General features: G+C 58.4%; 17 protein-coding genes, 1 tRNA gene and 1 pseudogene. 8 read left to right on the top strand and 11 right to left on the bottom strand.

What is annotated here, in order from left to right; translation table 11 throughout:
- Window positions 1–12: 12 nt before the first annotated feature.
- Window positions 13–369, bottom strand: a complete 357-nt coding sequence (locus tag CU048_04065; GenBank protein QBR72649.1) for a DUF2267 domain-containing protein — start codon at window positions 367–369, stop codon at window positions 13–15.
- A gap of 241 nt (window positions 370–610) precedes the next feature.
- On the opposite strand from CU048_04065, the gene CU048_04060 reads away from it, so the two are divergent.
- The gene (locus CU048_04060; GenBank protein ID QBR70581.1) at window positions 611–1,681 is read left to right on the top strand and encodes a metallophosphoesterase; all 1,071 of its coding nucleotides are present in this window, start codon (window positions 611–613) and stop codon (window positions 1,679–1,681) included.
- Here the strand turns inward: CU048_04060 and CU048_04055 are convergent.
- Window positions 1,598–2,095: a CDP-archaeol synthase gene (locus CU048_04055; GenBank protein ID QBR72648.1), complete on the bottom strand. Its 498-nt coding sequence runs from the start codon at window positions 2,093–2,095 to the stop codon at window positions 1,598–1,600. The genes CU048_04060 and CU048_04055 overlap by 84 nt on opposite strands.
- Before the next feature lie 387 nt (window positions 2,096–2,482).
- On the opposite strand from CU048_04055, the gene CU048_04050 reads away from it, so the two are divergent.
- The 3 genes from CU048_04050 to CU048_04040 all read left to right on the top strand — a co-directional run bounded on the left by CU048_04050 (window position 2,483) and on the right by CU048_04040 (window position 7,976).
- Complete coding sequence (locus CU048_04050; GenBank protein ID QBR70580.1) at window positions 2,483–2,956, top strand: universal stress protein UspA; 474 nt, start codon at window positions 2,483–2,485, stop codon at window positions 2,954–2,956.
- A gap of 400 nt (window positions 2,957–3,356) precedes the next feature.
- Window positions 3,357–4,931, top strand: a complete 1,575-nt coding sequence (locus CU048_04045) for a long-chain-fatty-acid--CoA ligase (GenBank protein QBR70579.1) — start codon at window positions 3,357–3,359, stop codon at window positions 4,929–4,931.
- Window positions 4,932–5,144: 213 nt separating this feature from the next.
- Window positions 5,145–7,976 (top strand): acyl-phosphate glycerol 3-phosphate acyltransferase, encoded by a 2,832-nt coding sequence (locus tag CU048_04040; protein QBR72647.1) that lies wholly within the window; start codon window positions 5,145–5,147, stop codon window positions 7,974–7,976.
- Between the two features lie 250 nt (window positions 7,977–8,226).
- On the opposite strand, the gene CU048_04035 is transcribed toward CU048_04040, so the two are convergent.
- The 3 genes from CU048_04035 to CU048_04025 form a co-directional block, all read right to left on the bottom strand.
- A tRNA-Thr gene (locus CU048_04035) sits at window positions 8,227–8,302 on the bottom strand.
- Between the two features lie 232 nt (window positions 8,303–8,534).
- A complete protein-coding gene (gene gltA, locus CU048_04030) occupies window positions 8,535–9,830 on the bottom strand; it encodes a citrate (Si)-synthase (GenBank protein ID QBR70578.1) in 1,296 nt (431 codons plus the stop codon).
- 244 nt (window positions 9,831–10,074) lie between these two features.
- Complete coding sequence (locus tag CU048_04025) at window positions 10,075–11,496, bottom strand: glutamate--tRNA ligase (GenBank protein QBR70577.1); 1,422 nt, start codon at window positions 11,494–11,496, stop codon at window positions 10,075–10,077.
- Between the two features lie 249 nt (window positions 11,497–11,745).
- Between CU048_04025 and CU048_04020 the strand changes: the two genes are divergently transcribed.
- Window positions 11,746–14,076, top strand: a complete 2,331-nt coding sequence (locus CU048_04020; GenBank protein QBR70576.1) for a competence protein ComEC — start codon at window positions 11,746–11,748, stop codon at window positions 14,074–14,076.
- 56 nt (window positions 14,077–14,132) lie between these two features.
- On the opposite strand, the gene CU048_04015 is transcribed toward CU048_04020, so the two are convergent.
- Window positions 14,133–14,846 carry a repressor LexA gene (locus tag CU048_04015; protein QBR70575.1) on the bottom strand — a complete coding sequence of 238 codons (714 nt, stop codon included), beginning with the start codon at window positions 14,844–14,846 and terminating at the stop codon, window positions 14,133–14,135.
- A gap of 456 nt (window positions 14,847–15,302) precedes the next feature.
- Complete coding sequence (locus tag CU048_04010) at window positions 15,303–15,824, bottom strand: peroxiredoxin (GenBank protein QBR70574.1); 522 nt, start codon at window positions 15,822–15,824, stop codon at window positions 15,303–15,305.
- Window positions 15,825–15,947: 123 nt separating this feature from the next.
- Here CU048_04010 and CU048_04005 point away from each other — a divergent pair, with 123 nt between their 5' ends.
- Entirely contained in the window at window positions 15,948–19,577 is a 3,630-nt protein-coding gene (locus CU048_04005) for a hypothetical protein (GenBank protein ID QBR70573.1), read from the top strand.
- On the opposite strand, the gene CU048_04000 is transcribed toward CU048_04005, so the two are convergent.
- A complete protein-coding gene (locus tag CU048_04000; protein QBR70572.1) occupies window positions 19,574–20,842 on the bottom strand; it encodes a tyrosine--tRNA ligase in 1,269 nt (422 codons plus the stop codon). The genes CU048_04005 and CU048_04000 overlap by 4 nt on opposite strands.
- Before the next feature lie 264 nt (window positions 20,843–21,106).
- Here CU048_04000 and CU048_03995 point away from each other — a divergent pair, with 264 nt between their 5' ends.
- Window positions 21,107–21,676, top strand: coding sequence for an NUDIX hydrolase (locus tag CU048_03995; GenBank protein ID QBR70571.1), 570 nt, complete (start codon window positions 21,107–21,109; stop codon window positions 21,674–21,676).
- Window positions 21,677–21,871: 195 nt separating this feature from the next.
- On the opposite strand, the pseudogene CU048_03990 reads toward CU048_03995, so the two are convergent.
- Window positions 21,872–22,012: pseudogene (locus tag CU048_03990) on the bottom strand (SAM-dependent methyltransferase).
- A 263-nt stretch (window positions 22,013–22,275) separates the two neighbouring features.
- Here CU048_03990 and CU048_03985 point away from each other — a divergent pair.
- Window positions 22,276–22,737 (top strand): activator of HSP90 ATPase, encoded by a 462-nt coding sequence (locus CU048_03985; protein QBR70570.1) that lies wholly within the window; start codon window positions 22,276–22,278, stop codon window positions 22,735–22,737.
- A 55-nt stretch (window positions 22,738–22,792) separates the two neighbouring features.
- Here the strand turns inward: CU048_03985 and CU048_03980 are convergent, their stop codons facing one another.
- Together CU048_03980 and CU048_03975 are read right to left on the bottom strand one after the other, a co-directional pair.
- The gene (locus tag CU048_03980; GenBank protein QBR70569.1) at window positions 22,793–24,430 is read right to left on the bottom strand and encodes a pyruvate, phosphate dikinase; all 1,638 of its coding nucleotides are present in this window, start codon (window positions 24,428–24,430) and stop codon (window positions 22,793–22,795) included.
- Window positions 24,427–26,367 (bottom strand): hypothetical protein, encoded by a 1,941-nt coding sequence (locus CU048_03975; GenBank protein ID QBR70568.1) that lies wholly within the window; start codon window positions 26,365–26,367, stop codon window positions 24,427–24,429. Before CU048_03975 ends, CU048_03980 begins: the two co-directional genes overlap by 4 nt.
- Window positions 26,368–26,491: the final 124 nt, after the last annotated feature.

Below are 26,491 nucleotides of genomic sequence, written 5' to 3'. Positions count from 1 at the left end.
ATCTCCAGTGCTTTAGCTAGGCCAAAGTCCATGCAGTTCTTCTGGCGTGGCAGCTTTTGCATTCTCGAGCTCGGCTGGCGGCAAACGCGCCGCGAGAAGAGCCAACACGGCCTTGGCGACCTGCTCGGCGTCGATACCCGGTTCGCGATGCACGCCATCATGAATGCGCTCCAAGAATGCGCGGCGGCTTTTGGCCGTCACCTGTCCGGCCGCATGCCAGCCCTCGTAGTAGAGTCCACGCAGCAACGGCGGGAAACATGCCCCGATATAGATGGCCTCGTCGCGAGGCAGCCAATCGCGCAGCGCATGCAATGCGGCGATCAGAGCCGAATAGACTTTGTCGCGATCCTGCCAGCCAAGCCGTTGCATAAGATCGTCAATCCAATCCGTGGCCGCGCGCAACGCGCCATCGAGTTCGCGTATGGATCTCTTCGTCAAGTCTGGTCCCTCTCTTCTCACCGCAGCGCTGGCTCCCGCCTCTCGATTCTAAGGCTGATATTGAACTGCCGCCGGCGAAAAGGCCTTGCGGCAGATCAATCTTATCCATTGGTCCGAAGATGCTAAGAGGCTAATAAGAGTATGTTGCCAATCCTATCTTGAAAAACCCAGTATGAAGCATCCATCTGCCGCCGCGGTAAGGTTTCTCGATCCGGACGATATTGAGGAGAAGCTTGAGAAGCGCCTCGGCCGTCTGCATACCCGTCAGCGCCTCGGGATCGAAATGGATCATGAGGCGCAAGTATTTGGGCAGGGGCTGAACTTCTTTCATATCGAGAACCTGCTCTTTTCGCACGCACTCATTGAGCGAGTCCTTCGGCTGTCGGGACTTTACTGGCGGGGGCGGCGGAACGCCGCCAAGGTTCGGCTGAGGCGGAACGAAATTGTCTCGCACCGTCTTCCAAAGGCCTTCGATGGCTTTAGGATCTTACATCTGAGCGATCTGCATACGGATATGAGCCAGCCGGCGATGACCCGCCTCCTAGACCTCTTGCCGAGCCTGGAATACGAGCTCTGCGTCCTTACCGGCGACTATCGGGGGAAGACTTTTGGACCGTTCAATCTATCCCTTGCCGGGATGGCGCGACTGCGCGAGGCCCTGAAAGGGCCTGTGTACGGCGTTTTGGGCAACCACGATACGATCCGCATGGTCCCCGACTTGGAAGGAATGGGGATACGAATGCTGCTCAATGAATGTATTGTCATCGAACGCGGCGGCCAACGGATTCATCTGGCGGGAATCGACGATGCCCACTTTTTCAGAGTGGACAATATCGAGAAAGCCGCCGACGCGATTCCGCACGAAGAGTTCTCGATCCTTTTGTCCCACACGCCGGAAATTTACCGGCAGGCTGCGCATGCGGGATTCGATCTGCTGTTGAGCGGGCACACACACGGCGGGCAGATCTGCCTCCCCGGCGGTATCCCCATCACCCTCGATGCCGCCTTGCCGAGGTCTCTCGGTTCAGGCGCCTGGAAATATGGAGATATGGCCGGCTACACTTCGGTCGGCGCCGGCGCGTCCGTGGTGCCCGTCCGTTTTAATTGCCCGCCGGAGATCACGCTTCATTGTCTCCGTTCAGCTGGGCACGGCTCGACCTCAATAGGGCCGATCGCGGATTTTGAACGCATAGAGAGCGCGAGAAACGACAAGTTCGCCGACGAAGAAAAGGGCGGTCACTAAAACGACATCCAGCACCGTGATGGGCAAAACCCATCGACAAGCGATAGCTGGCAGAAGGGACTCCGGGATCTGATCCAGGCCCAGCGCCATGCTACCGGGGGCCATATTCATCCGGCGCTTGGTGAAGCTTGAAAATAGATCGCCCATCATCGCTGTTGCCGCGACGACGAGGCCAACGGTCCAGTCCAGTCCAATCCAGGGCGCGCACAAGGTGGTCACGACGATCGAGAGCACGCCGCCGCGAATGGTTTTGGAGTGGCCAAATAAAGGCTGTTCATCTGCCAGAGTCATCCCGCCATCGAGAGGATGCGCGAGAATGGTTCCGAGAATCTTTTTGGCGATGACCGGGGTCCCGTTAGCTAAGGCTAGGAGTACAAGAAGCTGTGCGACAATGAGCGGCTGGACGTGCGGCATTCCCCAGCATGCATCCTCCGGACCCGATTTGACAATGGCCCCATTTTTCAAATGGCTCTGAGGAATGACTGTTGACTTTCAAGATTTTACAATCAACTTGATCTCGTTGTGCAACCGGCGATCCTGCTTTGTCACAGCATCGAAAGTTGGGCGACGATTGCCAATCGCGGCCAATAAGCGGTCCCTTCGATGGAAAGGCAATGGCAGTCTAGATCAGATCGCAATGTCTCTTCAAACAGCCTAACAGTCCAGTATTCAATTACAGCGTTGCGACGGCGCCTTCCATGCCAACTGATCCGCATCAACGAATAATCGGCAAAATGATGCGTTTGCTTAAACCGACAAGCCGTCGGGCACCGGTTAGGTTGAGTTAAGAAGGGGAGGCAAATGTTCAGGAAGATCCTTGTTCCAATCGACACCGCCGAAACCACTGTGGCTGAGTTCGCCGTCTTTCTCGCTGCGCAATTCGCGGCATTGACCGATGGCGCGGTTAGAATGATTCATGTTCTTCCCGAAATTCCGCACAGCTTTCAAATATTCCTGCCGCCAAATATCAGCGCCGAACGAGAAAATGCCGCCGATTCGCAACTCCAAGAGATGGCCAAGAAAGCCAATGTTCCAACTGGGCGTTTCTCGCACACGACGCGGACCGGAGTAGTCTACCACGAGGTTCTTGCTGAAGCGGAGGATTGGGGAGCTGATCTCATTATCGTTGGCTCGCATAGTCCATCGATGGGCACTTACCTCGTCGGGTCCAACGCCCAGAAAATTGTACGGCACGCCAACTGCTCGGTATTCGTCGTGCGCCCCCAAAAAGACCAACATGGTAACTATTGGCTCTTTCCGCCCATCCCCTCCTAAGCTCGGCTGCCAGCATCCGACCACAAACGGTCCCTCGCAGCGCGATTCAAGGTGACCTAAGCCTGCGGCGCATTTCCCGATCGGATGGACAGAATCTGGTCGACAAAGATTTGCTCCAGATCGATTATGCTGGGGCGTGCCGGAACCGGAAAAGCCGACCAGATTTTTATGAGACATGCCTGCCGAGGCGAATGCAAGTCGTCAGGGGGTCGCATGAAGCGATCTGTCGATCTATTGTCGACATATCTTGTGTTTGCTCTGCTCGACGTCCGGCGCGACGATATACGCCACGCTGGCTCTCCCCCGAGGTTCTATTGTGACTGCCAAGATTTGGCTATCTGCGTATCAGCCGGGTATCCCTGCTGAAATCGATACCAACAAGTACGCGTCCTTGAACGAAATGCTCGAGCTCAATTGTTCGCGCTACTCGAATTTACCGGCATTATCTAATCTGGGGGGAACACTCACCTTCGCCGATCTTGAACGTGAGAGTCGGGATTTCGCCGCGTACTTGCAGAATGTGTTGCGGCTGCCGAAAGGCGCGCGCGTTGCTTTGATGCTACCGAATTTGCTGCAATATCCGGTGGCCTTCTTCGGCGTGCTCCGGGCGGGGCTTATCGTCGTCAACATCAATCCGCTCTACACGCCCCACGAACTTCAGCGTCAGATCAAGGATTCCGGCGCGCAGGCCGTCGTCGTGCTTGAGAGTTTTGCCTACAAACTCGCAGAATTCATAGGATCGACAGAACTGAAGGCCGTGATCACGACGGCGCCCGGCGATCTACTGCCCGCGCCGCGGCGGTGGCTCACTAATGTTGTCGCAAGGCACATCGGCCACAGAGTGAGGCCCTGCAGGTTTCACCATGCAATTGCGTTCCGACGAGCCCTTGTGGAGGGTGGTTCGAGTTCGCTGATCAAAGTGGACATCGTCCGAGATGATATCGCGTTGTTGCAGTATACCGGCGGTACGACGGGGATTCCAAAAGGCGCAATGCTCTCGCACGGAAATCTTGTCGCGAACGTCGTGCAGACCGCAACTTGGATCGGCAGGGAGCTCAAAGAGGGTGTTGAAATTGCCATTACTCCCTTGCCGCTTTTTCATATCTTCTCTTTGACGGCGAACCTTCTGACGTTCATCAGCATTGGTGGTCATAACCTGCTCATTACGGATCCACGCGATATTGCCGCTCTGGTCGCTTTCCTGCGGCGGACGAGGTTTACCGCGATGACGGGCGTGAACACGCTTTTTAACGCACTCATGAATCATCCCGATTTCGCAAAGGTGGATTTTTCCGATTTGAAACTGACGGTCGGTGGCGGTGCGGCTGTGCACGCGGCCGTCGCAAAGCGGTGGAAAGAGGTCACAGGCGTTCCAATTACCGAAGGCTATGGTCTGACGGAGGCGTCGCCGGTTGTCTGTGTCAATCCCCTCGATATCGAGGATTATACGGGGATGATTGGCGTGCCGATTCCGTCAACCGATGTGAGTATTCGAGACGATGGCGGGAACGAATTACCAATTGGCGAGATCGGGGAAATCTGCGTCCGCGGGCCACAGGTTATGAAGGGTTATTGGAATGCTCCAGACGAGACGGCCAAAGTCATCAGGGCGGGTGGATGGCTCTTTACCGGCGATGTGGGCTACATGCGTGAAGATGGCTTCATCAAATTTATTGACCGCAAAAAGGATGTTATTGTTGTGTCGGGCTTCAAGGTTTTTCCCAACGAGGTTGAGGATGCGGCGGTTATTCATCCTGGAGTTCTGGAAGCGGGGGCGAAGGGTGTCGCGGACGCACGCAGCGACGAGGCCGTCAAGCTGTTCGTGGTGAAACGCGATCCTCGTCTTACCGAACAGGAGCTGATGGCGCATTTGCGCCAGATGCTCACCGCCTACAAAGTGCCGAAAGTCATCGAATTTCGTGACCAGCTTCCAAAGAATGCAATTGGTAAAGTGATAAGGCACGAATTGCGGTAGCCGACAGTAAAGCTCTCGTTGTTGATCGGTTTGGGATCGGAACCGGGATCGACGTGTCATCGCAATGCATACTATGTATTGAAGGATTGCGCAGTGCACGAAGCAGGGTCCCGCGCTATGACGGCAATGCTCGAAAGCTTTGATCCGCATCAACGCTGTCTCCCTAGAAACGCTTAGCTTTGTCTCGTGGAAAAACAATTTAGCGCGGGCACTATCGTGGCGGATCACGGATCGCCAGAAGCCGATCTGATCGTAATTGTGCAGGAACTCGCCCGCGAGCTCCATCCAGGACGCAGTAGATTCGTCGATGTTTCATCTTCCAGTCAGCTCGAGCGGGATCTCGGCATCGACAGCCTCGGCCGTACCGAGCTGATTTTGCGGATCGAGCGCGCGTTCCGAGTGCGGCTGCCGATCCAGACCATTGGAGAGGTGGATACCATTGGCGATCTCCTTCATGCGCTGCAGGAGGCAGGCCCGTACCGAGATCTTGTCCATGGCGAAGCGGCCATCGCGCCGTCCTTGCCTCTGGTACCCGCCGCCGCCGAGGCGCGGACGCTAATCGAGGTTCTCGACTGGCATGCGGAGCGACATCCCGATCGCCTCCACCTGACCGTCCTTCAAGACGACTCCATGGTGATAGGTACAATGACCTACGGGGAATTGGCGAAAACGGCTCGCCTTGTCGCGGCAGGACTGATCCAACGTGACATCGCACCGGGGGATCGTGTCGCCTTGATGCTGCCGACGAGCCTCGACTTCTTTAGCGGGTTTTTCGGCATCCTCTATGCCGGTGCTGTGCCGGTACCGATCTACCCGCCGATGCGAATGTCGCAACTCGAGGATCACCTACGGCGCCAAGCTGGCATTTTGCGCAACGCGGGTGCCCGCATCCTCGTAACTATGCCCGAAGGGCTGCGGCTTGCCGGACTACTCCGAGGTCAAGTGGAAACCTTGAGCAAGGTGGAGAGCATTGCGAGCCTTGCCGCTGAACCGCCCGCTGTGCAACTGCCGCTGGTTACCGACGCGGGTTCGACCGCGCTCATCCAATATACGTCGGGCAGCACTGGGGATCCCAAGGGGGTGGTGCTAAGCCATGCCAACCTGCTTTCCAATATTCGGGCGATGGGGCAAGTCATGGCGGCGAGCTCTGCCGACGTCTTCGTCAGCTGGCTTCCGCTTTACCACGATATGGGGCTGATCGGCGCGTGGTTCGGATGTCTCCATTTCGCGGCCCCGCTCTATGCGATGTCTCCGCTAAGTTTTCTCGTTCGCCCCGAGAGTTGGCTCTGGGCGATCCATCGGTTTGGTGCGACCCTTTCCGCGTCACCTAACTTCGGATTTGAACTTTGCCTGAACAAGATCAATGACACCGATCTCAAGGGCCTCGACCTGAGCAGGCTCCGCATGATCGCGAACGGGGCGGAGCCCGTCAGCGTTCAGACGCTGCGGCGTTTCATAGAGAGGTTTGGACGTTATGGTTTCCGGCCTGGGGCGATGGCGCCAGTCTATGGCCTTGCCGAGAATGCCGTGGGACTAGCCTTTCCGCCGCTTGGCCGTCCCCCTATCATCGATCGGGTGGACCGCGAGGCCCTCAGCAGCCGCGGTGTGGCGGAGGCGGCAAGAGCCGATGACCTAAAACCTCTTGAGATCGTTGCCTGCGGCCAGCCTCTGCCGGGCCATGAAATTCGAATTGTCGACGAGGCCGACCACGAGGTCGGTGAGCGGCAAGAAGGGCGGCTCGAATTCCGTGGCCCCTCGGCGACCTCCGGCTATTTCCGCAACGAGACGAAAACGCGCGAAGTTTTTCGCAATGGCTGGCTTGACAGCGGCGATCGCGCCTACATGGCAGGTGGCGACGTCTACGTCACCGGCCGCATCAAGGACATCATCATTCGCGCCGGTCGTCACATCTATCCGCAAGAAATCGAGCAGGCCATCGCAGAGATTCCCGGCATCCGCAAGGGAGGCGTCGCGGTGTTTGGAGTTACCGATCGCACCTCCGGCACGGAGCGGGTCGTCGTCCTGGCCGAGACGCGCGAAACGGACGCGTCTGCTCGCGCGGCACTGCAAACCCGCGCGCACGAGGTCGTGACCGACATCGCCGGTGCGCCGCCCGACGAGATCGTCCTTGCCCCAGCGCGAACGGTGCCCAAGACTTCGAGTGGCAAGATTCGCCGAAGCGCAGCCAAGGAGCTCTATGAGCGAGGGCGCATTGGCGCGCCGCAACGCGCGTTTTGGTGGCAGATCCTGCGTCTGTCGCTGGCGGGATTTGGCCCGCAGCTCCGGCGCCTAAGCCGCCTTTCGGCGGAGTTTTTCTACGCCGCCTGGTGGTGGAGCGTGGTGGCCTTCGGCTTTCTGTTCGGATGGCTGGCCGTCATGACCCTGCCGCGGCTCGCCTGGCGCTGGGCCGCGTTGCGAGCGATCGCTCGAACTGCGCTCGCCGCCGTAGGGGCTCCCCTTTCAATCAGCGGCACCGATCGCATCCCGCCGCGCAACGCGATTCTCGTGTTCAACCATTCAAGCTACATGGACGCTCTTGTCCTCGCCGCGGCATTGCCAGGCGAGCCCGCTTTCGTCGCGAAGAAGGAACTGGCCGGACAGGTTTTCGCCGGTCCATTCTTGCGCCGGTTGGGAACCTTGTTTGTCGAGCGCTTTGATGTGGCTACCAGCCTTGCCGATGCCGAGACCGTAACCGCCGCCGCGCGTCAGGGGCGCATCCTGGTTTTTTTTCCTGAAGGCACGTTTACACGAAGGGCTGGCCTTTCCGCCTTCTATCTGGGAGCTTTCAAGGTGGCGGCCGAAGCAAACCTGCCAGTCCTGCCGGGTGTTATCCGCGGGACTCGGTCGATGCTCCGCAGCGAGCAATGGTTTCCGCGCTGGACCTCGATCAGTGTCGATATCGCCAGTCCCGTCACCCCATCCGACGTTGATTTCGCGTCTTTGCTGAGGTTGCGCGACAGTGTACGCAAAGCCATGTTGGCTCGCTGCGGCGAGCCGGATATCGGCGAGTTGGTCAAGCCGACGCCACCTCCAGCTGCAACCTGATGGGCAGGTTACAGGTCCCGACGAAGGTCACGGTAGGGACAGTCATTGCTGAACGCCCCTCACTGGCATCACAAATTCTCCGGCAGCAGACCCGCCGCAAAGATAGCGACGGTCTCTGTTCCGGTTGTGAACCCTTCCGTATGGCGCGCGTTCGAAATAGCCCCGATCTGTTCGCTAAAATGAAGGAGCCTGCGCCAAGCGTTCACGCAGATATACGGTGTATTGTCAACGAGTTAGACAGTGAAAAGGCTGGTGCCGGTTGCAGGAGTCGAACCCGCGACCTACTGATTACAAATCAGTTGCTCTACCAACTGAGCTAAACCGGCTTTTGAAAAAGGTGCACCCAGCTTTCGCTAGCAGCGTCCTCGCCAGCATGCAACCGTCCCGTTTCGCGGGCTCAACATCGCCTCCATCGGCTCCGTCTTGGCTGCGGCCGACCGCGATGGAAGGCGAGGCTGTAAACCCCGCTCGCCAGAAGCGTCACCCATCGTCAAACCCATTGGTCGATCCAATTCGAGAGATGGATCGAATCCCCGCGAAGGGCTTCTCGCGCCCGGTTCAAGCCTGGCGCTTGTCGATCGCGACATAGTCGCGTCTCGGGGCCCCGATGTAGAGCTGGCGCGGACGGCCAATTTTCTGGCTTGGATCCTCGATCATTTCCTTCCATTGCGCGATCCAGCCGGAAGTGCGCGCCACAGCGAACAGCACTGTGAACATGGAGACCGGGAAACCCATCGCCTTCAGCGTGATCCCGGAATAAAAATCGATATTCGGATAAAGCTTCTTCTCGACGAAATAACTGTCGCTGAGCGCGATTCTTTCAAGTTCCATAGCGACTTCAAGCAGCGGATCGTCCTTGATGCCGAGTTCGTTCAGGACATCATGACAGGTCTTTTGCATGATCTTGGCGCGAGGGTCGTAGTTTTTGTAAACGCGATGGCCAAAGCCCATGAGCCGGAACGGATCGTTCTTGTCCTTGGCGCGGGCAATGAACTTTGGGATATTTTCGACCTTACCGATTTCCATCAGCATTTTCAGCGCCGCTTCATTGGCGCCGCCATGCGCCGGTCCCCACAAGCAAGCGACCCCCGCAGCGATGCAGGCAAACGGATTTGCGCCGGAGGAACCGGCAAGCCTGACCGTCGATGTCGAGGCGTTCTGCTCATGATCGGCATGAAGAATGAAAATTCGGTCGAGCGCGCGGGCAAACACCGGATTGATCTTGTACTCCTCACACGGAATTGCAAAGCACATCCGCATGAAATTCTCGGAATACTCAAGCTCGTTCTTTGGGTAAACGAAGGGTTGGCCAAGCGCATATTTGTAAACCATGGCCGCGATCGTCGGCATCTTGCCGATCAGCCGCATCGACGCGATCATGCGCTGCCTCGGATCCGAAATATCGGTCGAATCATGATAGAATGCCGATAGAGCTCCGACGCATGCGACCATGACGGCCATCGGATGAGCGTCGCGGCGAAAGCCTTGAAAGAACCTCGCCATCTGCTCGTGTATCATCGTATGGCGCGTGACTCGGTAGTCGAAATCCTTTTTCTGGGTCACCGTCGGCAATTGCCCATAGAGCAACAGATAACAGGTTTCGAGAAAATCGCCGTGCTCGGCGAGCTGGTCGATCGGATAGCCGCGATAAAGCAAAATGCCTTTGTCACCGTCGATATAAGTGATTTCGGATTCGCAGCTCGCCGTCGAAGTGAAGCCGGGATCATAGGTAAACATCCCGGTCTCGGCATAAAGCTTACCGATATCGACAACCGACGGGCCGATCGATCCGGCCTTGATGGGCATTTTGACGGCGTTTTCACCGAAACTGAACGAAGCGGTTGTCGCGCTCATAGAGGCTGCCTTCCTTGACGATTTTTGAGTTGAGCCTCACGCGCCGAACCGCCAGGCTCTCTTGCAAACAAGAATGATGCGGTGCAAAAACACTAGCTTATGCGCGGCGCCCTTTCAAGCGCGGGAAAATCGGCTTTCCGCACGGCTTTGGAACACCATGATTGCGTCAACTCGATAGCGAGAATGCAAGAACATGACCATTGGGAACATTCTTCCGCCGTCCCGAAGGTAAACCGACGCGGCTTCATAAAATCTGATCTCGCAGACGGGCGAGGCTTTCCTCGCGGCCCAGCACTTCCAGTACATCGAAAATTCCGGGCGACGTCGAACGGCCCGTAAGCGCGGCGCGCAAAGGTTGCGCCGCCTGCCCAAGCTTGATCTCTGTCTCTCCGGCATAGTCGCGGACCACGGCTTCGAGGCCGGCGGCGGTCCAGTTCTGGAGCGCCGCAAAACGTGGGACCAATCCCGCAAGATGCGTCCGTCCGCCGGCTTCAAGGATTTCGGCAGCTTTGGCGTCGAGGACGATCGGGCGGTTGGCAAATAAATAATGGGCACCGTCCAGCAGTTCGACCAAAGTTCTGGCGCGCTCCTTGAGGCCTGGCATCGCAGCGGTTAGTTTTTCGCGCATCGAAGCATCGAATTTTTTGTATGCCTCGGCGCCATTCGGCAGATGGCCGAAATTGGCCGCTATGGCGGCAACGAGATCCTCATCGCGGCTGGCTCGGATGTAATGGGCGTTCATGCTTTCGAGCTTCGCGAAATCGAACCGCGCGGCCGAGCGACCGACGTGGGCGAGGTCGAACGCATCGATCATTTCCTGCGTCGAGAAAAACTCCTTGTCACCCTGGCTCCAGCCAAGCCGGACGAGGTAGTTGCGAAGCGCCTCGGGCAGATAGCCCATGGCGCGATAGGCATCGACGCCCAGCGCTCCATGTCGCTTCGACAATTTGGCTCCGTCGGCGCCATGGATGAGCGGAATATGGGCCATGATCGGAACCGGCCATCCGAGCGCCTGATAGATCTGCATCTGGCGCGCAGCATTGGTGAGATGGTCGTCGCCCCGAATGATGTGAGTGACGCCCATGTCGTGATCGTCGACGACCACCGCAAGCATATAGGTTGGCGTGCCGTCCGAGCGCAGAAGTACAAGATCGTCGAGATCTTTGTTGGCCCAGGCGACCCGGCCCTGGACCTGATCATTGAGAACGGTTTCTCCCTCCTGCGGTGCCTTGAGCCGGATGACGGGCTTCACGCCGGCCGGTGCTTCCGCGGCGGATCGCTCCCGCCAGCGCCCGTCATAGCGCGGTGGCCGCCCCTCGGCGCGGGCCTTCTCCCGCATCTCGTCGAGTTCCTGGGGTGTTGCGTAGCAATGATAGGCATTGCCGGACGCGAGCATGCTTTCCGCGATTTCGCGGTGGCGCGCGGCGTGTTGGAATTGATGAATGACATCGCCGTCCCAATTGAGGCCAAGCCAGGAAAGCCCATCCAGAATGGCGGCTATCGCCGCGGCGGTTGAGCGCTCGCGGTCAGTATCCTCGACGCGCAGCAGCATTTTGCCGCCGGCGTGGCGCGCATAGAGCCAATTGAAGAGTGCTGTGCGTGCGCCGCCGATATGCAGAAATCCGGTCGGGGAGGGTGCGAAACGGGTGATGACCGCGTCGGGCATGGGATGAGTCCTGCGGCTCGAAAGATTTATGGAAGTTCGGGCGGGGTGGGCGCAGACGGCCTGATCGCCGCGCCCGCTCGTTTAACACGAAAAATCCGAAACGAAACTGGCCTTTGCGCCTGGATTTAACTAGGGCGCCGCCTGAAAACCCGTCTCTGGCGGAATTTTAAGGCAGGAGGCCTCGCGACAGAGTGATAATTGAATGCTTTCGTAATTCCATAAATGCTGAAAGCGTCTTAAACTGGGCGTATGGCTGGCACCTCTCAGACGGCGATAGGCAATAGCAACTTTGCCAAGGTGGGCGGCTTTGGCAGCCGAGTTGGCGCGCATTTTTTCGGCATTCGGGCTCTGTTTATGCGTTCCTTCGAAACGGAAGCCGCGCTTCGGCGGCCGTTTCTCTGGCTGCCGGTTGCCGCCGGAACGGGCGTCGTCCTTTATCTTTGTGCCGACCGAGAACCATCCCTGTGGTTTATTGCGCCTTCGACCATTTTATTGGGAATATTGGCGTTCCTGGCGCGCGGAAACCGCGTCGCGTTTTTCGTGCTTTGCGGTTTCTGCGCGGTTTTTGCGGGCGAGCTGTCGGCCTCCTTGCGGGCCGCGCGGATTGCGGCCCCAGTTCTCGACAGGGTGAGAATTGCCACGCTCGAAGGCTTTATCGAGGAAATGAATTTTCGTCGCACCGGTGCGCGCTTCATCCTGAGGCTTCAATCCGCCGATGGGCTTTCCGCTGAACAGACCCCTTTTCGTGTGCGTCTTTCAACGCGCCGCGCGCCACCTTTGGAAGCCGGAGCCCATGTCAAACTCAAGGCGCGGCTGTTGCCTCCGGCGCGCCCCAGCCTCCCGGGAGGCTATGATTTCGCCAGGGATGCGTGGTTCGCGCGGATTGGCGCGGTCGGTAACGTGCTGGGGCGGATCGAAGTCGTGCCAGTTCTCCATCCCCCCGACCTCTTGGCCGCGGCAATGATGGCGATCGACCGCGGCCGCAATGCCCTTGCGCGCCGCATTGATGCGATCGTTGGTGGCGACTCCGGCGCAATCGCGGCGGCGATGGTGACCGGCAAGCGCGATCTCTTGTCGGACGAAGCCAAGGAGGTGATCCGCGAGGCTGGGATATTTCATATTATTACGATTTCCGGTGTCCAGATGACGCTGGTGGCCGGAATCTTCTTCATCGGTTTGCGTCGAGTCTTGGCCTTGAACCAAACTCTCGCCTTGCGTTACCCGATCAAGAAATGGGCCGCCGTGTTCGCGATCATTGGCGCGATCTTTTATGATATCGCGACCGGATCGCGTGTCGGCACCGAACGTGCTTTGTTTATGACCCTCATCATGCTGGGTTCGGTCCTGATGGACCGGCAAGCATTGACAATGCGCAATCTCGCGATGGCCGCGGCCTTGGTCATCTTGGTCGAGCCGGAAGCGATCATGGGGGCGAGCTTTCAGCTGTCGTTCGCCGCAGTGGCCGCCCTGATCGCGGTTTACGAAGCGCGCATGGCGGCCAACGAACGCCGCCGCGCGCCGCCCATGCGGCAGGCTTCGCGTCCCGTGGAGGGCGAGCGCAAGCGAATAGCCCTGGAATTTATACAGCAGCATTTGCACCACGGCCCGCTCGGCCTGCTATTTGCGACGTTTTGCGCGACGTCGGCCACAGCCTCCTTCATGGCTTATAATTTTCATGAACTCAGTCCCTATGTGCTGATTGGCAATCCGTTGACGCTCGCTTTGATCGAGATTTTTGCCGTGCCGGGTGCACTGATCGGTGCCGTGCTTTATCCTCTGGGTCTCGATGCCTGGATCTGGCGCTATGTCGGCCTTGGCATTGACGCTGTGATGTGGGCGGCGCGAACCGTCGGCAGCTGGCCCGGCGCGACGATCCATCTGCCGGCCTTTGCGCCTTGGGCAATTGTTTTTCTGAGCCTCGCCGTGCTGTCTTCGGTTCTGTGGCGGACTGCAATATTCCGCGCGACGGCAATTCCGCTGGCCCTGATCGGGCTGATTGGCGCGGCTGCTGGCCCGGCTTTCGATATTGCCGTTTCACCCAATGGAGACGCGGTGGCGTTTCGCGCGACAGACGGACGGCTTTCTGTGATGGGGCGCGGTCGCAATGCGTTTGCAACCGAACAATGGCTGCGTGCTGACGCCGATGGGCGCCCTGCCGGCGATGCCTTGACCAAATCGGCTTGCGATAAACTAGGCTGTGTGGGCCATCTTGCCGATGGGCGGGCGATCGCGCTTGTTATGGAGACGCCGGCCTTTGCCGAGGATTGCGCGCGCGCGGCGATTATCGTCACTCCGCTTTTCGCGCCCTCCGGCTGCGCCGCGGGTCTCATCATCGATCGCGATAAGCTAAGACAAACTGGCGCGGTCACCATCGACATTGGCGAGCATGGCATGCAGGTGCGGAGTGCCCGCGCGGCGGATGAAGACCGGCCTTGGTCGCCGGCGCCAAAACGTGGCTGGAGTCGAACCGGGGCGCCGACGTTTGCGCCTAAAGACCAAGGCCCGCGCGCGCTTGGTCAAGCGGCTGATCCTGACGATTCGATCGAGAGCCTTGGTGGGGATGCTTCGCCGTTGGAATAAGGATTTCTTGATCGCAATTGGATTTCGCCGACAGCGAAGGCTAATGCGTCGTCGCTTCAATATTTGCGCACGAGGTTCACAAGCTTGCCCTGAATGCGGACGCGATCGGGTCCGAAAATACGCGTCTCATAGGCGGGATTGGCGGCTTCGAGCGCAATCGAGGCGCCACGGCGACGCAGCCGTTTCAGGGTCGCTTCCTCGTCATCGATCAAAGCAACGACGATGTCCCCCGTTTCCGCCGTATCCTGCTTTCGAATGACGACCGTATCATTGTCGAATATGCCGGCCTCGATCATCGAATCGCCGCGGACTTCGAGCGCGTAATATTCCCCTGGGGGCAACATGTCCGGCGGCAAGCTGATGGTGTGGCTGCGGTTCTGCAAAGCTGTGATCGGCGTGCCGGCAGCAATACGGCCCATCACCGGAATCGAAACAGTGAAGCGCTCCAATTCTTCGTCCGCAGCATTCGATGCCAGGCTTCGCACACGGCCGAGATTGCCCTCGATGACGCTTGGGGCGAATCGCTTGCTTCGGCCACCTTCGGCAGGGGTCGAGGAATCCGGTAACCGAAGAACCTCAAGCGCGCGGGCGCGATTGGGCAGGCGACGGATGAAGCCGCGTTCCTCAAGCGCGATGATGAGGCGGTGGATGCCTGATTTGGATCGCAGATCCAACGCGTCCTTCATCTCGTCGAAGGACGGGGGAACTCCGGTTTCCTTCAAACGCTCGTGGATGAAGCGCAGCAATTCGCTCTGCTTTTTTGTCAACATTGGTTTGGCCCCTCAACCATGCGCAAAATTAATAGCTGACCTTGCACAAATAGTGAACGTACATTATCCGTTCCCGCTGCGTTCCGCAAGCCCGCGAGAAAAATTTTGTTGCTCTCTGATTTCAGAGGTAAACAAGTATTTGCTGAATTAATACTGGGCTTATTGTAGAGTATACGGTCCAGGGCGGCTATGGCGGACGGGGATCAAACCGTATTCCAAGCGGGACCTGCGCCGCGCGGCGCCAGTTTGGCGAAGCAGGCGCCATGTTCGGAATAGGTATTTGGTTTGTTCTAGCTATAGCCCCTCCCTTCAACTCCGAAACATATTCCATTATGATCAGTCGTTAGCCAATAGAAGTTTGTTGCATAAATATATACTTTTATTAAAACATAGATTGCTTTCATAAAGTCGTAAAAGCCTTGCGAGTTTTCCAGTAGAGATCAAGCTTGCGAATGGTCAGGCCAAAGCCTTGACCGCGGCAAGGACCGCCGCCGCATGTCCCGCGACCTTGACCTTGTTCCAAACCGCCGCGATTTTGCGATCCTTGCGAATAAGGAAGGTCGTGCGCTCCACGCCCATGTATTTTCGTCCATACATGCTTTTTTCCACCCAGACACCGTAGGCGCTGAGCATTTTCTTCATCTCGTCGGAGGCGAGCGCAATCTCAAGCTTGTGCTTCGTCTTGAACTTCACATGGCTCGCGACCGAATCTGGCGATACGCCAAGGATTGCCGCGCCGGCCTTTTTGAAGTCCGACCGCAACCCGTTAAGGTCGATCGCCTCCTGGGTACAACCGGAAGTATCGTCTTTCGGGTAAAAATAGAGAACGAGGTTCTTGTCGGCAAAGCTTGCGAGCGAGATCGTTCCCCCAGTATCGTCCGGCAGGTCGAAATCCGGCGCTTTATCGCCAGGAGACAATTTCTTGCCTAAGTTGTCGCCCAGTTTGGCAGCCTGATTTGTTGACGGGTTTTTAGGCATGGGGCTTTCCTTTCGTCAGATTGATTTGCAAACGGTAAAATCCAAGCTTTCGTCCCTTTGCACCGCGCGGCAATTCGACAAAGTTCGTATAGGCGTAGAAATCAAAAGTCTCCAGTTTTTAGCTTGCTCTTGAAAGGCCTCTGGCGGTTGGTCGGACATGTTCAAAAGACTCCGGCCCAGTTCAGCATGTGGCTGGGTAAGGTGGTCCGCTGGTTCAGGCAGGCGGTGAGCGTCGTGGCTGACATCAAGCAAATGGCGAGCCGACGCCGTGGCGCTACGAAGTTCGCTTGGAACACCTGCCGGGTCGCTTTCGGGTTGACGTTGGTGGCGGTCGTCATAGGCGGTATTCTCATCGCGCGCCTAGCCTTCGGACCCCTCACCATCAGCGGCCTCGGGCCGCAAATCGCCAAGGCTCTCGACGAGCGTTTCGGCCGTGGCTACGAATTCAGTCTGGGGGAGACGGCGATTGTCAGGAACGGTTATGCGCCGGCCCTGAGCATGGATAAATTATCGCTGAAGGAACGCACGGGCCGCACGATTCTGACGGCCCCTCGCGCCGAAGTCTCGATCGATCCTTTCGCGCTCTTCGTTGGCCGCGTGACGCCGCGGCGCCTCGAAATCTTTGATGTCGAACTGCACTTGGCTTTGTTGCCGGACGGTTCCCTGGCTTGGCCCGTCTCGCCCAATTTCAAGGAAGCGGTTCCCCTGACGCCGCCGCTAGCCGACGCGCTCGCCCAAAACGGCAGTGTGCTGCCCCCGGACACGTCTGGGACTTTGGCCTCGGGCGCCGCTGGCCTAAAGCCACGGGCCTTGTTGGTTAAGCAGATGGCTGGATCGATCCGGCTCGTCATCGATACGCTGACCAATCCCGAAAGTCCGGTCGCCGCAATTGATCGCGTCGGGATAACCCGAGGTCGGATCATCATCGACGACCAGACCACGGACCAAACCATGGTCTTCAATGGGGTCAACCTCGGTTTCGACAAAACATCCGGTGCCACCACATTCAAACTTTCCGTGGAGGGACCCAACGGCCGCTGGTCGGTTTCGGGGGTTGCCCATGGGGCTCCGGGGGCGGCGCGCGAGCTCAAGCTTTCGTTTGCCAATCTCTCTCTCGACGAAATCCTGCTGGCGACCGGAACGCGCGGGCTGGGTGCTGATTTCGACATGCCGCTCTCAGGCGGGTTCAACGTCGGCTTGCGTCCCGATGGCATGCTGTCGGAAGCGGTTGGCCAATTCGAGCTTGGGTCTGGCTATCTGCGGTTCGACGACATCAACGATGAACCCATGATGATCGACAAGATCGATGGCCGATTTCATTGGGATGCGTCGGCGCGGCGCATTGTGCTCGATCGATCGCGGCTGTTGGCGAACACGACCCATTTCGCGGTTTCAGGTTCGGTGGCGCTTCCCGAACGCGAAGGAGACCCTTGGTTGATCGGGCTTTCGACGGCGGAGCCCAATGTATCTGGCGCCGAGCGGCCGGGACAGAAGCCGGTTGTGATCGATCGCGGCGAGTTGGGCGCGCGGCTCTTTCTGACCGATAAAAAACTCGTCATCGACCGGCTTTCATTCAGTGGTCCTGAATGCGGCTTTGCCATGGCCGGCGGAGTTGATTGGATCAATGGGCCCCACATCAGGCTTGGAGCGTCGATTGCGCCGACGCCGGTCAAAGTCATCATGCGGCTCTGGCCGTCCTTTATCTCCGCGCCGGTCCGATCCTATCTCATGTCCCGCGCCAGCGAAGGAATTGTCGAATCAGGGACGATGCAGATTGATTTCGACGCCGTGGATCTGCAGGCGATGCGGGCGGAGCTTCCGGCGCCCGACGAAAAGGCTTTGGTTGATTTCACGATCGCCAATGCGAGCCTTGAGTTCTTGCCCGGCGTGCCCCCGCTGCGCGGCATCAACGGCGCCGGCCATATTACCGGCCGCACTGCGGTTTTCCAGGTCGCGAATGCCGAGATCGATGCCGGTCACGACCACATTCTGAACCTCACCGAGGGTAGTTTTCAGGTTCCAGATACCGCCTTGAAACCCGCACCGGCCGTGATGGCAGCGAAGGTGACGGGCAGCGTCGAGGCGATTGGCGAGCTTCTCTCCTATGATGCGCTGAAGCCCTTTGCCAGCCTGCCGCTCGATTCGTCGACCCTCTCGGGACAGACCGAAGGCAATCTTGAAATCGATGTGAAGCTCGGGCCAGATACGGGGCCGGCGGACACGGTCCTCAAGATCAATGCAGCGGTTACCAATTTTACCGCCGACAAGCTGATCGGAACCGAAAAGCTCGAGGACGCGACCCTCAACGTTAGCGTCGATCCTTCAGGCCTCAAGGCAAGCGGGCAAGGCCGTATATTCGACGCTCCGGCCGTGATCGAAATGACCAAACTTACCGGAAAGCCGGCCGAGGCTTCCATTAGTTTGACCTTGGACGATGCGATGCGGGCGAAACATGGTTTTGGCGCGGCCGGCATCACTGGGCCGATTGGCGCAAAACTGACCGCGCCCATTGGAGGCGATGAAAAGCCGAAAGCGCGGATTGAGCTCGATCTGAACAAAACAGCCATCGAGGTTGCCGGCCTCTCAAAACCAGCCGGGCGGCCCGGAAAGATCGGTCTGTCGCTTTCTGTCAATGATGACGGAACTCTGCTTGACCAAATCAATGTCGAGTCCGGCACGATTCAAGCCCATGGCAGTGTCGAGCTTGGAGCTGGCCTCGCTTTTAAAGCGGCGAAGTTTCCGCAGGTGAAATTTTCCCCTGGCGACGACATCAAGATCGAGGCGACAAGAGCTGGCGAAACGGTGAAAGTCGTCGTGCAGGGGACCACGATTGACGCGCGGCCATTCCTCAAATCGTTGATTTTCTCGCCTCCCCCGAGCAGTAGCGCCACGGCAAGCACCAACGTCGCGGCGAGCATCAGTGCGGCTGGAAGCACTAGTGACGATCGCAAGGACGTCGGTCCGGTCAGGGAGATCGAATATGATGTCAAAGCCGCCATTCTGAGCGGCTACAACAAGAAGATCATTTCCGGTACGGAATTGATCTTCGTAAAACGCGGCGATCAGATCAAGCAGTTCACCGTTTCGGGAACCTTCGGCCAGGCACCGATTTCGTGCAATCTGACCGAAGGCGGTGCGTCCCCGCAGCTTAATCTCGTTAGTGAGGACGCCGGTTCGCTGTTGTCTTTCCTCGACCTCTACAAGCATATGGAGCATGGACGGCTGACCGTCGGCATGCGACTTGGGTCTGATGTGCTCGCTGGCTTGCTCGTGATCGACAATTTTGTTTTACGCGACGAGCCTGCGTTGCGCCGGCTGGTCATGGAGGGCGCGCCGCCGCTGGATACCGCGGGCCGGGCGCAAAAGATCGACGCCGACGCCATGGCCTTCAATAAATTGCAGGTACGTTTCCATCGGGATGGAAGCCGTCTCGATCTGAGCGAAGGCACGATGCATGGGGAATCGATCGGGCTGACGGTCGAAGGTGCCCTGGATTTCGTGCACGACCGGGTCGACATGAAAGGGACGTTTGTGCCTGTCTATGCCTTTAATAATCTTTTTGCCAAAATACCGGTCTTCGGGCTTCTTCTTGCCGGCGGAACGGATGAAGGCTTGATCGGCGTCAACTACCGGATCACCGGTTTGGCCAGCGCCCCGACGCTCAGCATCAATCCCCTGTCCGCGATTGCGCCGGGAATTTTTCGACAGATTTTCGGGGTCGTCGACAGCAATCCGATGCGGCCGATGCGCTAAGAGGTTTTGGCGATCTTCAGCAGAACATGCCGCTTTTTGCCGAGCGAGAGTTTGACGACGTCTCCCGACAGGTCTCCCGGTCCGATCATGGCACGTTCGTCGGTGATGGGTTTATCGTTCACCTTAATGGCGCCGCCCTTGATCTGACGCCTTGCCTCGCCGGTCGATGTAACCAGCCCGGCTTTGACGAAAGCAGCCAGCACGCCAAGCCCCGCGTCGATCTCGTCGCGCGCGATTTCCACGGAAGGCAGGCTTTCCGCCAGCGTGCCTTCTTCAAAGGTCTGCCGCGCCGTCTCTGCCGCTTGCAGCGCCGCCCCGCGTCCATGCACCATGGCGGTTGCCTCGGTGGCTAATATTTTCTTGGCCTCGTTGATCTCGGCGCCGCCCAGAGCTTCGAGCCGGGCGATTTCGCTCAATGGCAACTCCGTGAAGAGTTTGAGAAACCGCCCAATATCCCCATCTTCGCAATTGCGCCAATATTGCCAATATTCGAACACCGGCAGAAGGCTTTCATCGAGCCAAACAGCGCCTTGTGCTGTCTTGCCCATTTTTACGCCGGACGCAGTCGTGAGCAGGGGCGAAGTCAGGGCATAGAGCTGGCCGGTGCCCATACGGCGTCCGAGATCGATCCCGGTGATGATGTTGCCCCATTGATCCGAGCCCCCCATCTGCAGGATGCATCCATGGCGCTTGTAGAGCTCGACGAAATCATAGGCCTGGAGGCACATATAGTTGAATTCGAGAAACGATAATTCCTGGTCGCGTTCGAGCCTGAGTTTGACCGAATCCATCGCCAGCATGCGATTGACCGAAAAATGCCGCCCCGCGTCGCGCAGGAAGTCTATGTAATTGAGAGATGCCAGCCACTCTTCATTGTCCGGCATGATCGCGTCATGCTTCGAATCGCCGAAGTCGAGAAATTTCGCAAAGACACGCTTGATCCCCTCCTTGTTGGCGGCGATGGTTTCGATCGGAAGGAGTTTTCGGCTTTCGTCCTTGCCGGAGGGATCGCCGACGCGCGTTGTGCCGCCGCCCATCAGCGCGATGGGCTTGCCGCCGGTCTTTTGCAGCCAGCGCAGGAGCATGATCTGGACCAGCGAGCCGGCGTGGAGCGAGGGTGCCGTGCAGTCAAATCCAATATAGCCGACAAGTTCGCCGCTCTTGGCTTTCTGATCGAGCCCGGCAAGGTCGGAGCACTGGTGCAAAAAACCACGCGCGATCAAGACGCTGAGAAAGTCTGACGTGGGGCAAAAATCGTCGGTCACAAGGAAACTTTCATGGGCAATAGGCTCTTGCCGTTACAGCGAAGAAGCGCTGCGGCGGCCAGGACTTACGGACCGCGAGATTTAGGGGCAAGCGTGCGCCAATGCAATGGCCGCGCCCGCGCCGCGCCCCACGGGCCCGTCCGAAGATCAAGACGCGGGAAATCTCCCTCGGCTGCACTGAAGCGAGACATTTCCTCCCGGCATCCCCATAATTGCAGGGACGAAACCGTGGTTCAAGTCAGCTCATCATTCGACTTTACCAATATGGCTGTAGGTGGAAATATCAGGTCCCTTGTTATTAATTTGCAGGGGAAACATTCAGAACCGGAATATAGACCGATTTCTCGTATTAAAAATACCTCCAACAACAAACATGCCGTCCGCCTCCAATTTGGCGCGCTACCCTATCGCGTCACGAAAGAAGGCGCGCTTGAGATCCTGCTTGTCACAACCCGTAGGACGAAGCGTTGGATGATTCCCAAAGGCTGGCCGATTAAAGGGTTGAAGCCCGCGAAGGCGGCTGCGCGCGAGGCGTATGAGGAAGCTGGCGTGCGGGGCTCTATCAAAGCGCGCGCCATTGGAGTTTTTTCATACGAAAAAAGCCAGGACGAAAACGGAATTATTATTCCATGCGAGGTAAAGGTCTTCCCCATGCTCGTGAGGCGACAGGATAAGACTTGGCCCGAATCCCACCAGCGAAAGACGAATTGGTTTACGCCGGAGGATGCTGTGGCCGCGATCAGGGAGGACAGCCTTAAAGCGCTTATGATCTCTTTTTTGTCTACCGTACGGCACCGCCGGATGACGAGCCGTACGGCCAATCGCTTACATTAATGCGCGAAACACAGCCACGCCATAAAGAACGATGCCAGTGAATCCCGCATCGATGCTTCTCATGATCTCTTGCGGTGTCCAACCGGGGAAAAGGCTGGCCAAAATATCGGGAACCGTCATAAGCGTATCCCTTTCTGAGCAGAGCTGATTATTTTGTCATCGCTCGAGTGCTCAGAAAGTTCCGTGCCCTGCGCCTAGAGCGGGATGAGGAAAAGTGGAAACCGGTTTTCCGCCCGCATCCCGCTCTAAACTTTTGGAATCGATCACGTTCATGATTTTGGATTGAGTCAATCCAAAATCATCGTGATCTAATGACCCTGGAGGCAGGAACGCCGCGCTTGCGCGGGGCGCCAATGCGGTGTTCCGTCGGCTCCAGATTACGCTTACGTAATTGCCACTTCTCAGCGACCCAAACGGTGCCAGCCGTTAAATGGTTCGAGCTGAGTGAAGAGATTTTTATTAAGCAGCGATCTTAAGCAAAAGCGGAAGCCCTGCCGAACGCGATTAAACTTGACGCCGGCAGCGGTGTTTTCTGGCTCAGCTGCGGTCAGCGGTTGATTGTGAATGGTTCATTATGCCGCTCATGCTAGAGTTGTCGCATGCGTTCAACCCGAATCAGTCGTCATATCAACGCGCCCCGCGCGGCCGTCTATCGTGCGCTGCTCGATCGGCATGCGGTCGGAACATGGAAGGTGCCGACCGGCATGACCAGCCATGTGCATGCGTTCGACGCCCGTGAAGGCGGCTCGCTGCGGATTTCGCTCACCTATGACGCGCCGACAGAGACGGGCAAGACGAGCGCGCACACCGACACCTATCACGGCCGCTTCGTGAAGCTGGTGCCGAACGAGCAGGTGGTCGAGGTGGACGAGTTCGAGACAACGGATCCCGCTTTGCGCGGCGAGATGACGATCACCATCACCCTCGTCGACGCAGATGGCGGCGGCACCGATCTCCTCGCCGTCCATGACGGATTACCTCCCGGCGTTTCGGCTGCCGATAACGAGCTTGGCTGGCGGCTGGCGCTTGCAAAACTCGCCGCGCTCGTCGAAAGAGAATGACGCCATTGTCAGCCGAGTCCTCGCGCAAGCTGGGGCTGGACTAAAGGGGACGCGCCTAAGACACGGGGGCCGGACGCGAAGGTTTTTCCTCTTCCAAGCGGCCGGAACTCCACCCCTCGATCTCGGCCAATTCGGCCTCCGGACGCTCCGCGATAATGTCCCGCTGTCCGAGAAAAATTTCTCCTGTCGTGCCTTCGAGAGAAATCCAATCGCCTTCGACGATCTTTTTGTCGCCGAGCGAAGCGTGGCGGAGGTCGGCGTCCACACAAAGCGTCTTGCAGCCGACGAGACAAATCTTCCCCATCTGCCGGGCGACGACCGCGGCATGAGCGGTCCGCCCTCCGGTGGCGGTCAGGATTCCCGCCGCGACGGCAAAACCCGCAATATCGTCGGTCGATACATCAGGCCGCACGAGAATGATCGGGTCACCGCGCTTTGCAAACTCTTTGGCCCGTTCGCTTTGAAACACGACGCGTCCGCTCGCCACGCCGGGCGAAGCGGAAATCGCCGTCGCGATTACCTGCGCATCGCCATTGAATCGAAGCTTGCCGATCCGGCTGAGATCAATCCCGGCGATTCGGGCCAAGGCTGTCTTGGGGTCGATCAAACCTTCCCGGACGAGATCGACGGCGATCCGGATCGCCGCAAGGGGGGAACGCTTCGCGGGACGGGTCTGCAAAAAATAGAGTTTGCCTTCCTCGACCGTGAATTCGATATCCTGGATGTCCTCCAAACCCTCTTCGAGTTTGCTCGTCGCCGCGGCCAGTTCCGTTGCGATGGCCGGCAAACGTGTCTTGAGGAGTTCCGCATCGCCTGGCGTCCGGCGCCCCGATACGACATCTTCGCCTTGCGCATCGAACAGAAAATCGACGTAAAGTTCTTTGGCGCCCGTGGAGGGATTGCGCGAAAAAGCAACGCCTGCGCCGGACTGGCCGCCGGCATTGCCAAACACCATGGCTTGAACCGTTACGGCGGTCCCCTTTAACCCTTCCAACGCGTTCAGCCGCCGGTAGTCTCGGGCTTTTGCGCTTTCCCAGGAAAGGTAGACGGCGCGGGTGGCGGCGGCCAATTGCGCGACCGGATCATGTGGGATGGCGTGGCCGCTTCCCCGCGCGGCCATTTCCTGAAAATCCTTGGTGAGGCGCTCCAACGCCTCACAATCGAGCTCCGCTTCGGTGGCTGCATCCTCCGCCCGCATCATTTCGAGGAGGCGCTCGTCCAATTCCGGCAGCACGATCTGCCCGACGACTTCCGAATAGCTCTGGATGAAACGCCGATAGCTGTCCCAGGCCAACCGAGGATTTCCGGAGAACCGGATCAGCCCGCGAACCGTTTCATCATTGAGCCCCACATCGAGAACCGTTTCGAGCATTCCCGGCATCGATCGTTCGGCACCGGACCGTACCGAAACGAGGAGAGGCCGACGGGAATCGCCGAAGCGACGGCCCGTGACCTCCTCTAGATAGGCAATTCCCTTTCGCAATCCCCGGTCGATGGCCTCAAGCGCGGATTTCGCGCCGCCGTTCGCCGGCGCACAGAGTGCCGTGGGCATGACGAAGGCCGGTGGCACTTCGAGGCCAAGCTGGTGCATGCGCCAAAGCATGGCGGCCTTCGAACCCGCGGCTCCCGCGGTGACCTCGACCCCGGTCCCGCCGGGACCAATGAAGAGAGGTTCGAAGTTGAGATGAATCATGCAGATAATTCCTCCAAAACGCGATCGCGGAGAGACAGTGCCGCATGGGCCAAATGATCTGTCGCGGTTTCAAGTGTTCGCGCGACTTCAAGCCCAAGCACGAGGCCCCGCGCGTCAAGGCAGGCCGCGCCGACGCAGGCCCGCATCGCGTCACGTTCGGCCGCATCGGCGCGATGCTCCGCGTCAAGAACGGCATCTATGGATTGCAAGGAATCCATGGCGTCGACGCGCCGCCCCAATGGCAATTGCACCGCGGCTTCCATGGCGCGCACCAGATGACTGACGGCTTCGAGCGTAAGCCGGGCGAGATTTGAAAGAGGCGGGGCAACCGCGTCTGCGCCTTCGGTTTCCGGTGCGAGGCTGATGAAGAAGGCGCATTCGTCCAACGTGTCCATGGTGTTTTCCACCGCGTCGATGAGACGAAGCAGGTTGCCGTTGTCGCTCAACCGGACCGCGATCTCGCGAGCGGAAAGGGTCAGGTGATCGGCCTTTTTCTCAAGTTTCGTCGCGCAGGCCGCAAGATGTTCGCGGTCCACGGCGCGAGCGATGCCGCCGTTCGACAATGTTTCATTGAGCCAGCCGGCCAGCATCCGGGAAAGACCGAGATGCCGCACGATCAGCATGAGAAGAGTGGCTTCGGCGGTCTCAAATCTTTGGGAAAGATCGGCCTGGATTTCATCGCGGATAAGACGGCCCGACCGGCCAGCCGCAAGGCCGACGCTGGTCTGCCGCAGCACGTTGCGAAGGAAATCTTGCGTCGCTTCGTGCCCAAGGACGTCATCGAGACGCGCGCCATAGGGAATTCGACCTTCCGCCACGCGCCGGATGGCTTCGAAGACAAGATCGGTACCCCCGAGTTCGAGGAAGGCCCGGTGGCCGAGATCGTTTACGGCGGCAAAAGTAAGCAGATCCACCGCTGCGTCTTTTCCGGTAAAGATCTGCAACGCTTTGCGGGCCTTGTTCCAGTCGATGAGAAATACAATCCGGGAGCCGAGAAATTTTAGGAATTCCGTCAGTGATGCCTCATCGCTGCCCGTAAAGCGCCCCGTCAGCAGATAAAACACATCGTCTGTACCGAGGCCTTGCGAATCATGCTCCGTCAGCGGTCCAAATTCGATGCCTTGGCCCGCGAAAAGAGCGATAAAAAATTTCGCCCGGGGTCGATGCACGTCGGTGTAGGTCACGGTCACGGTCTGGCCATCGACATGCGCGACGAGAACATGCGCATCGGTCGTCCCAATATCGTTTTGGATCGTGAGGGATGTGCCGGTGCGAACAGCCGTTGTTCCGAGACCTGGATGCCCGAATGCAAGCGCTTTGGTGCGATTGAGGCCTTGCATAAAGGCTTTGATGCGGGAGCGATCCTCCGCAGTGACGCAATGGGCCTTGGCACCATCGATGGTCTCGGGTGCTGTGGCGCCCGTGATCCGGTTGACGGCCTTATGCATGTCCATCACCAGCAGATGCAGGCTGTCGCCAGCTTCCCGGCGCGCCGAGGTTATCGCCCCGATCTCGGCAGCGCTGACCGTATCCCCATGGGCCACCGGCACCGCTTTGCTTAATGTGTTCAAGCGGCTTGAAAACAGCTTCGCATCATTGGGCTCGGCCGTCTCGATGGGTGCAAGCATGGCGGCAAGGTCGGTGCGTAAAGCTGCGAGCAGCGTGGCCGCTCCAGGAATCACGGCCTTGTTCGCGCCCGCCGCATGGGCGCCCGAAATGAGGGTGTCGAACTGCGGCTCGACGAGGCCTGCCTGTTGGCGTTCGGCCGCAAATGTGGAAGGATGTTCACGCGGGTTGCGTGCCTGAGCCATTGCTTCCTGCAGCATGCTGAAACGAAGTTTTATGCGATCGTTTGCTTGAAGGGCTTCGCTCAGCAGGGAGGGCAGAAGAACGCCGCGTTCGCCGAGCCTTTCGGCAATTCCGATTTTGCCAGTCATGTCCAAGATCTCTTTGGGGCGGGGATGATACCGAATTTTAGGCCAGTTTAGCCAACAATTTGCAGTGCGAATTGCGCTCGATCAGTCATGGAAATGACATGGAACTGTAAGAAAGCTCCATGGC

Source organism: Beijerinckiaceae bacterium (assembly GCA_004564215.1).
GTDB lineage: Bacteria > Pseudomonadota > Alphaproteobacteria > Rhizobiales > Beijerinckiaceae > Methylocapsa.
This window is presented reverse-complemented; position numbering and strand designations above follow the sequence as displayed.

Bases quoted from the DNA above. Each gene is read 5' to 3' on its own strand.
- CU048_04055 (QBR72648.1), bottom strand. From the start codon at position 2,095: ATGCCGCACGTCCAGCCGCTCATTGTCGCACAGCTTCTTGTACTCCTA.
- CU048_04045 (QBR70579.1), top strand. From the start codon at position 3,357: ATGCTCGAGCTCAATTGTTCGCGCTACTCGAATTTACCGGCATTATCT.
- CU048_04010 (QBR70574.1), bottom strand. From the start codon at position 15,824: ATGCCTAAAAACCCGTCAACAAATCAGGCTGCCAAACTGGGCGACAAC.
- CU048_04060 (QBR70581.1), top strand. From the start codon at position 611: ATGAAGCATCCATCTGCCGCCGCGGTAAGGTTTCTCGATCCGGACGAT.
- CU048_03985 (QBR70570.1), top strand. From the start codon at position 22,276: ATGCGTTCAACCCGAATCAGTCGTCATATCAACGCGCCCCGCGCGGCC.
- CU048_04065 (QBR72649.1), bottom strand. From the start codon at position 369: ATGCAACGGCTTGGCTGGCAGGATCGCGACAAAGTCTATTCGGCTCTG.
- CU048_03995 (QBR70571.1), top strand. From the start codon at position 21,107: ATGGCTGTAGGTGGAAATATCAGGTCCCTTGTTATTAATTTGCAGGGG.
- CU048_04050 (QBR70580.1), top strand. From the start codon at position 2,483: ATGTTCAGGAAGATCCTTGTTCCAATCGACACCGCCGAAACCACTGTG.
- gltA (QBR70578.1), bottom strand. From the start codon at position 9,830: ATGAGCGCGACAACCGCTTCGTTCAGTTTCGGTGAAAACGCCGTCAAA.
- CU048_04020 (QBR70576.1), top strand. From the start codon at position 11,746: ATGGCTGGCACCTCTCAGACGGCGATAGGCAATAGCAACTTTGCCAAG.
- CU048_03980 (QBR70569.1), bottom strand. From the start codon at position 24,430: ATGATTCATCTCAACTTCGAACCTCTCTTCATTGGTCCCGGCGGGACC.
- CU048_04015 (QBR70575.1), bottom strand. From the start codon at position 14,846: ATGTTGACAAAAAAGCAGAGCGAATTGCTGCGCTTCATCCACGAGCGT.
- CU048_03975 (QBR70568.1), bottom strand. From the start codon at position 26,367: ATGACTGGCAAAATCGGAATTGCCGAAAGGCTCGGCGAACGCGGCGTT.
- CU048_04025 (QBR70577.1), bottom strand. From the start codon at position 11,496: ATGCCCGACGCGGTCATCACCCGTTTCGCACCCTCCCCGACCGGATTT.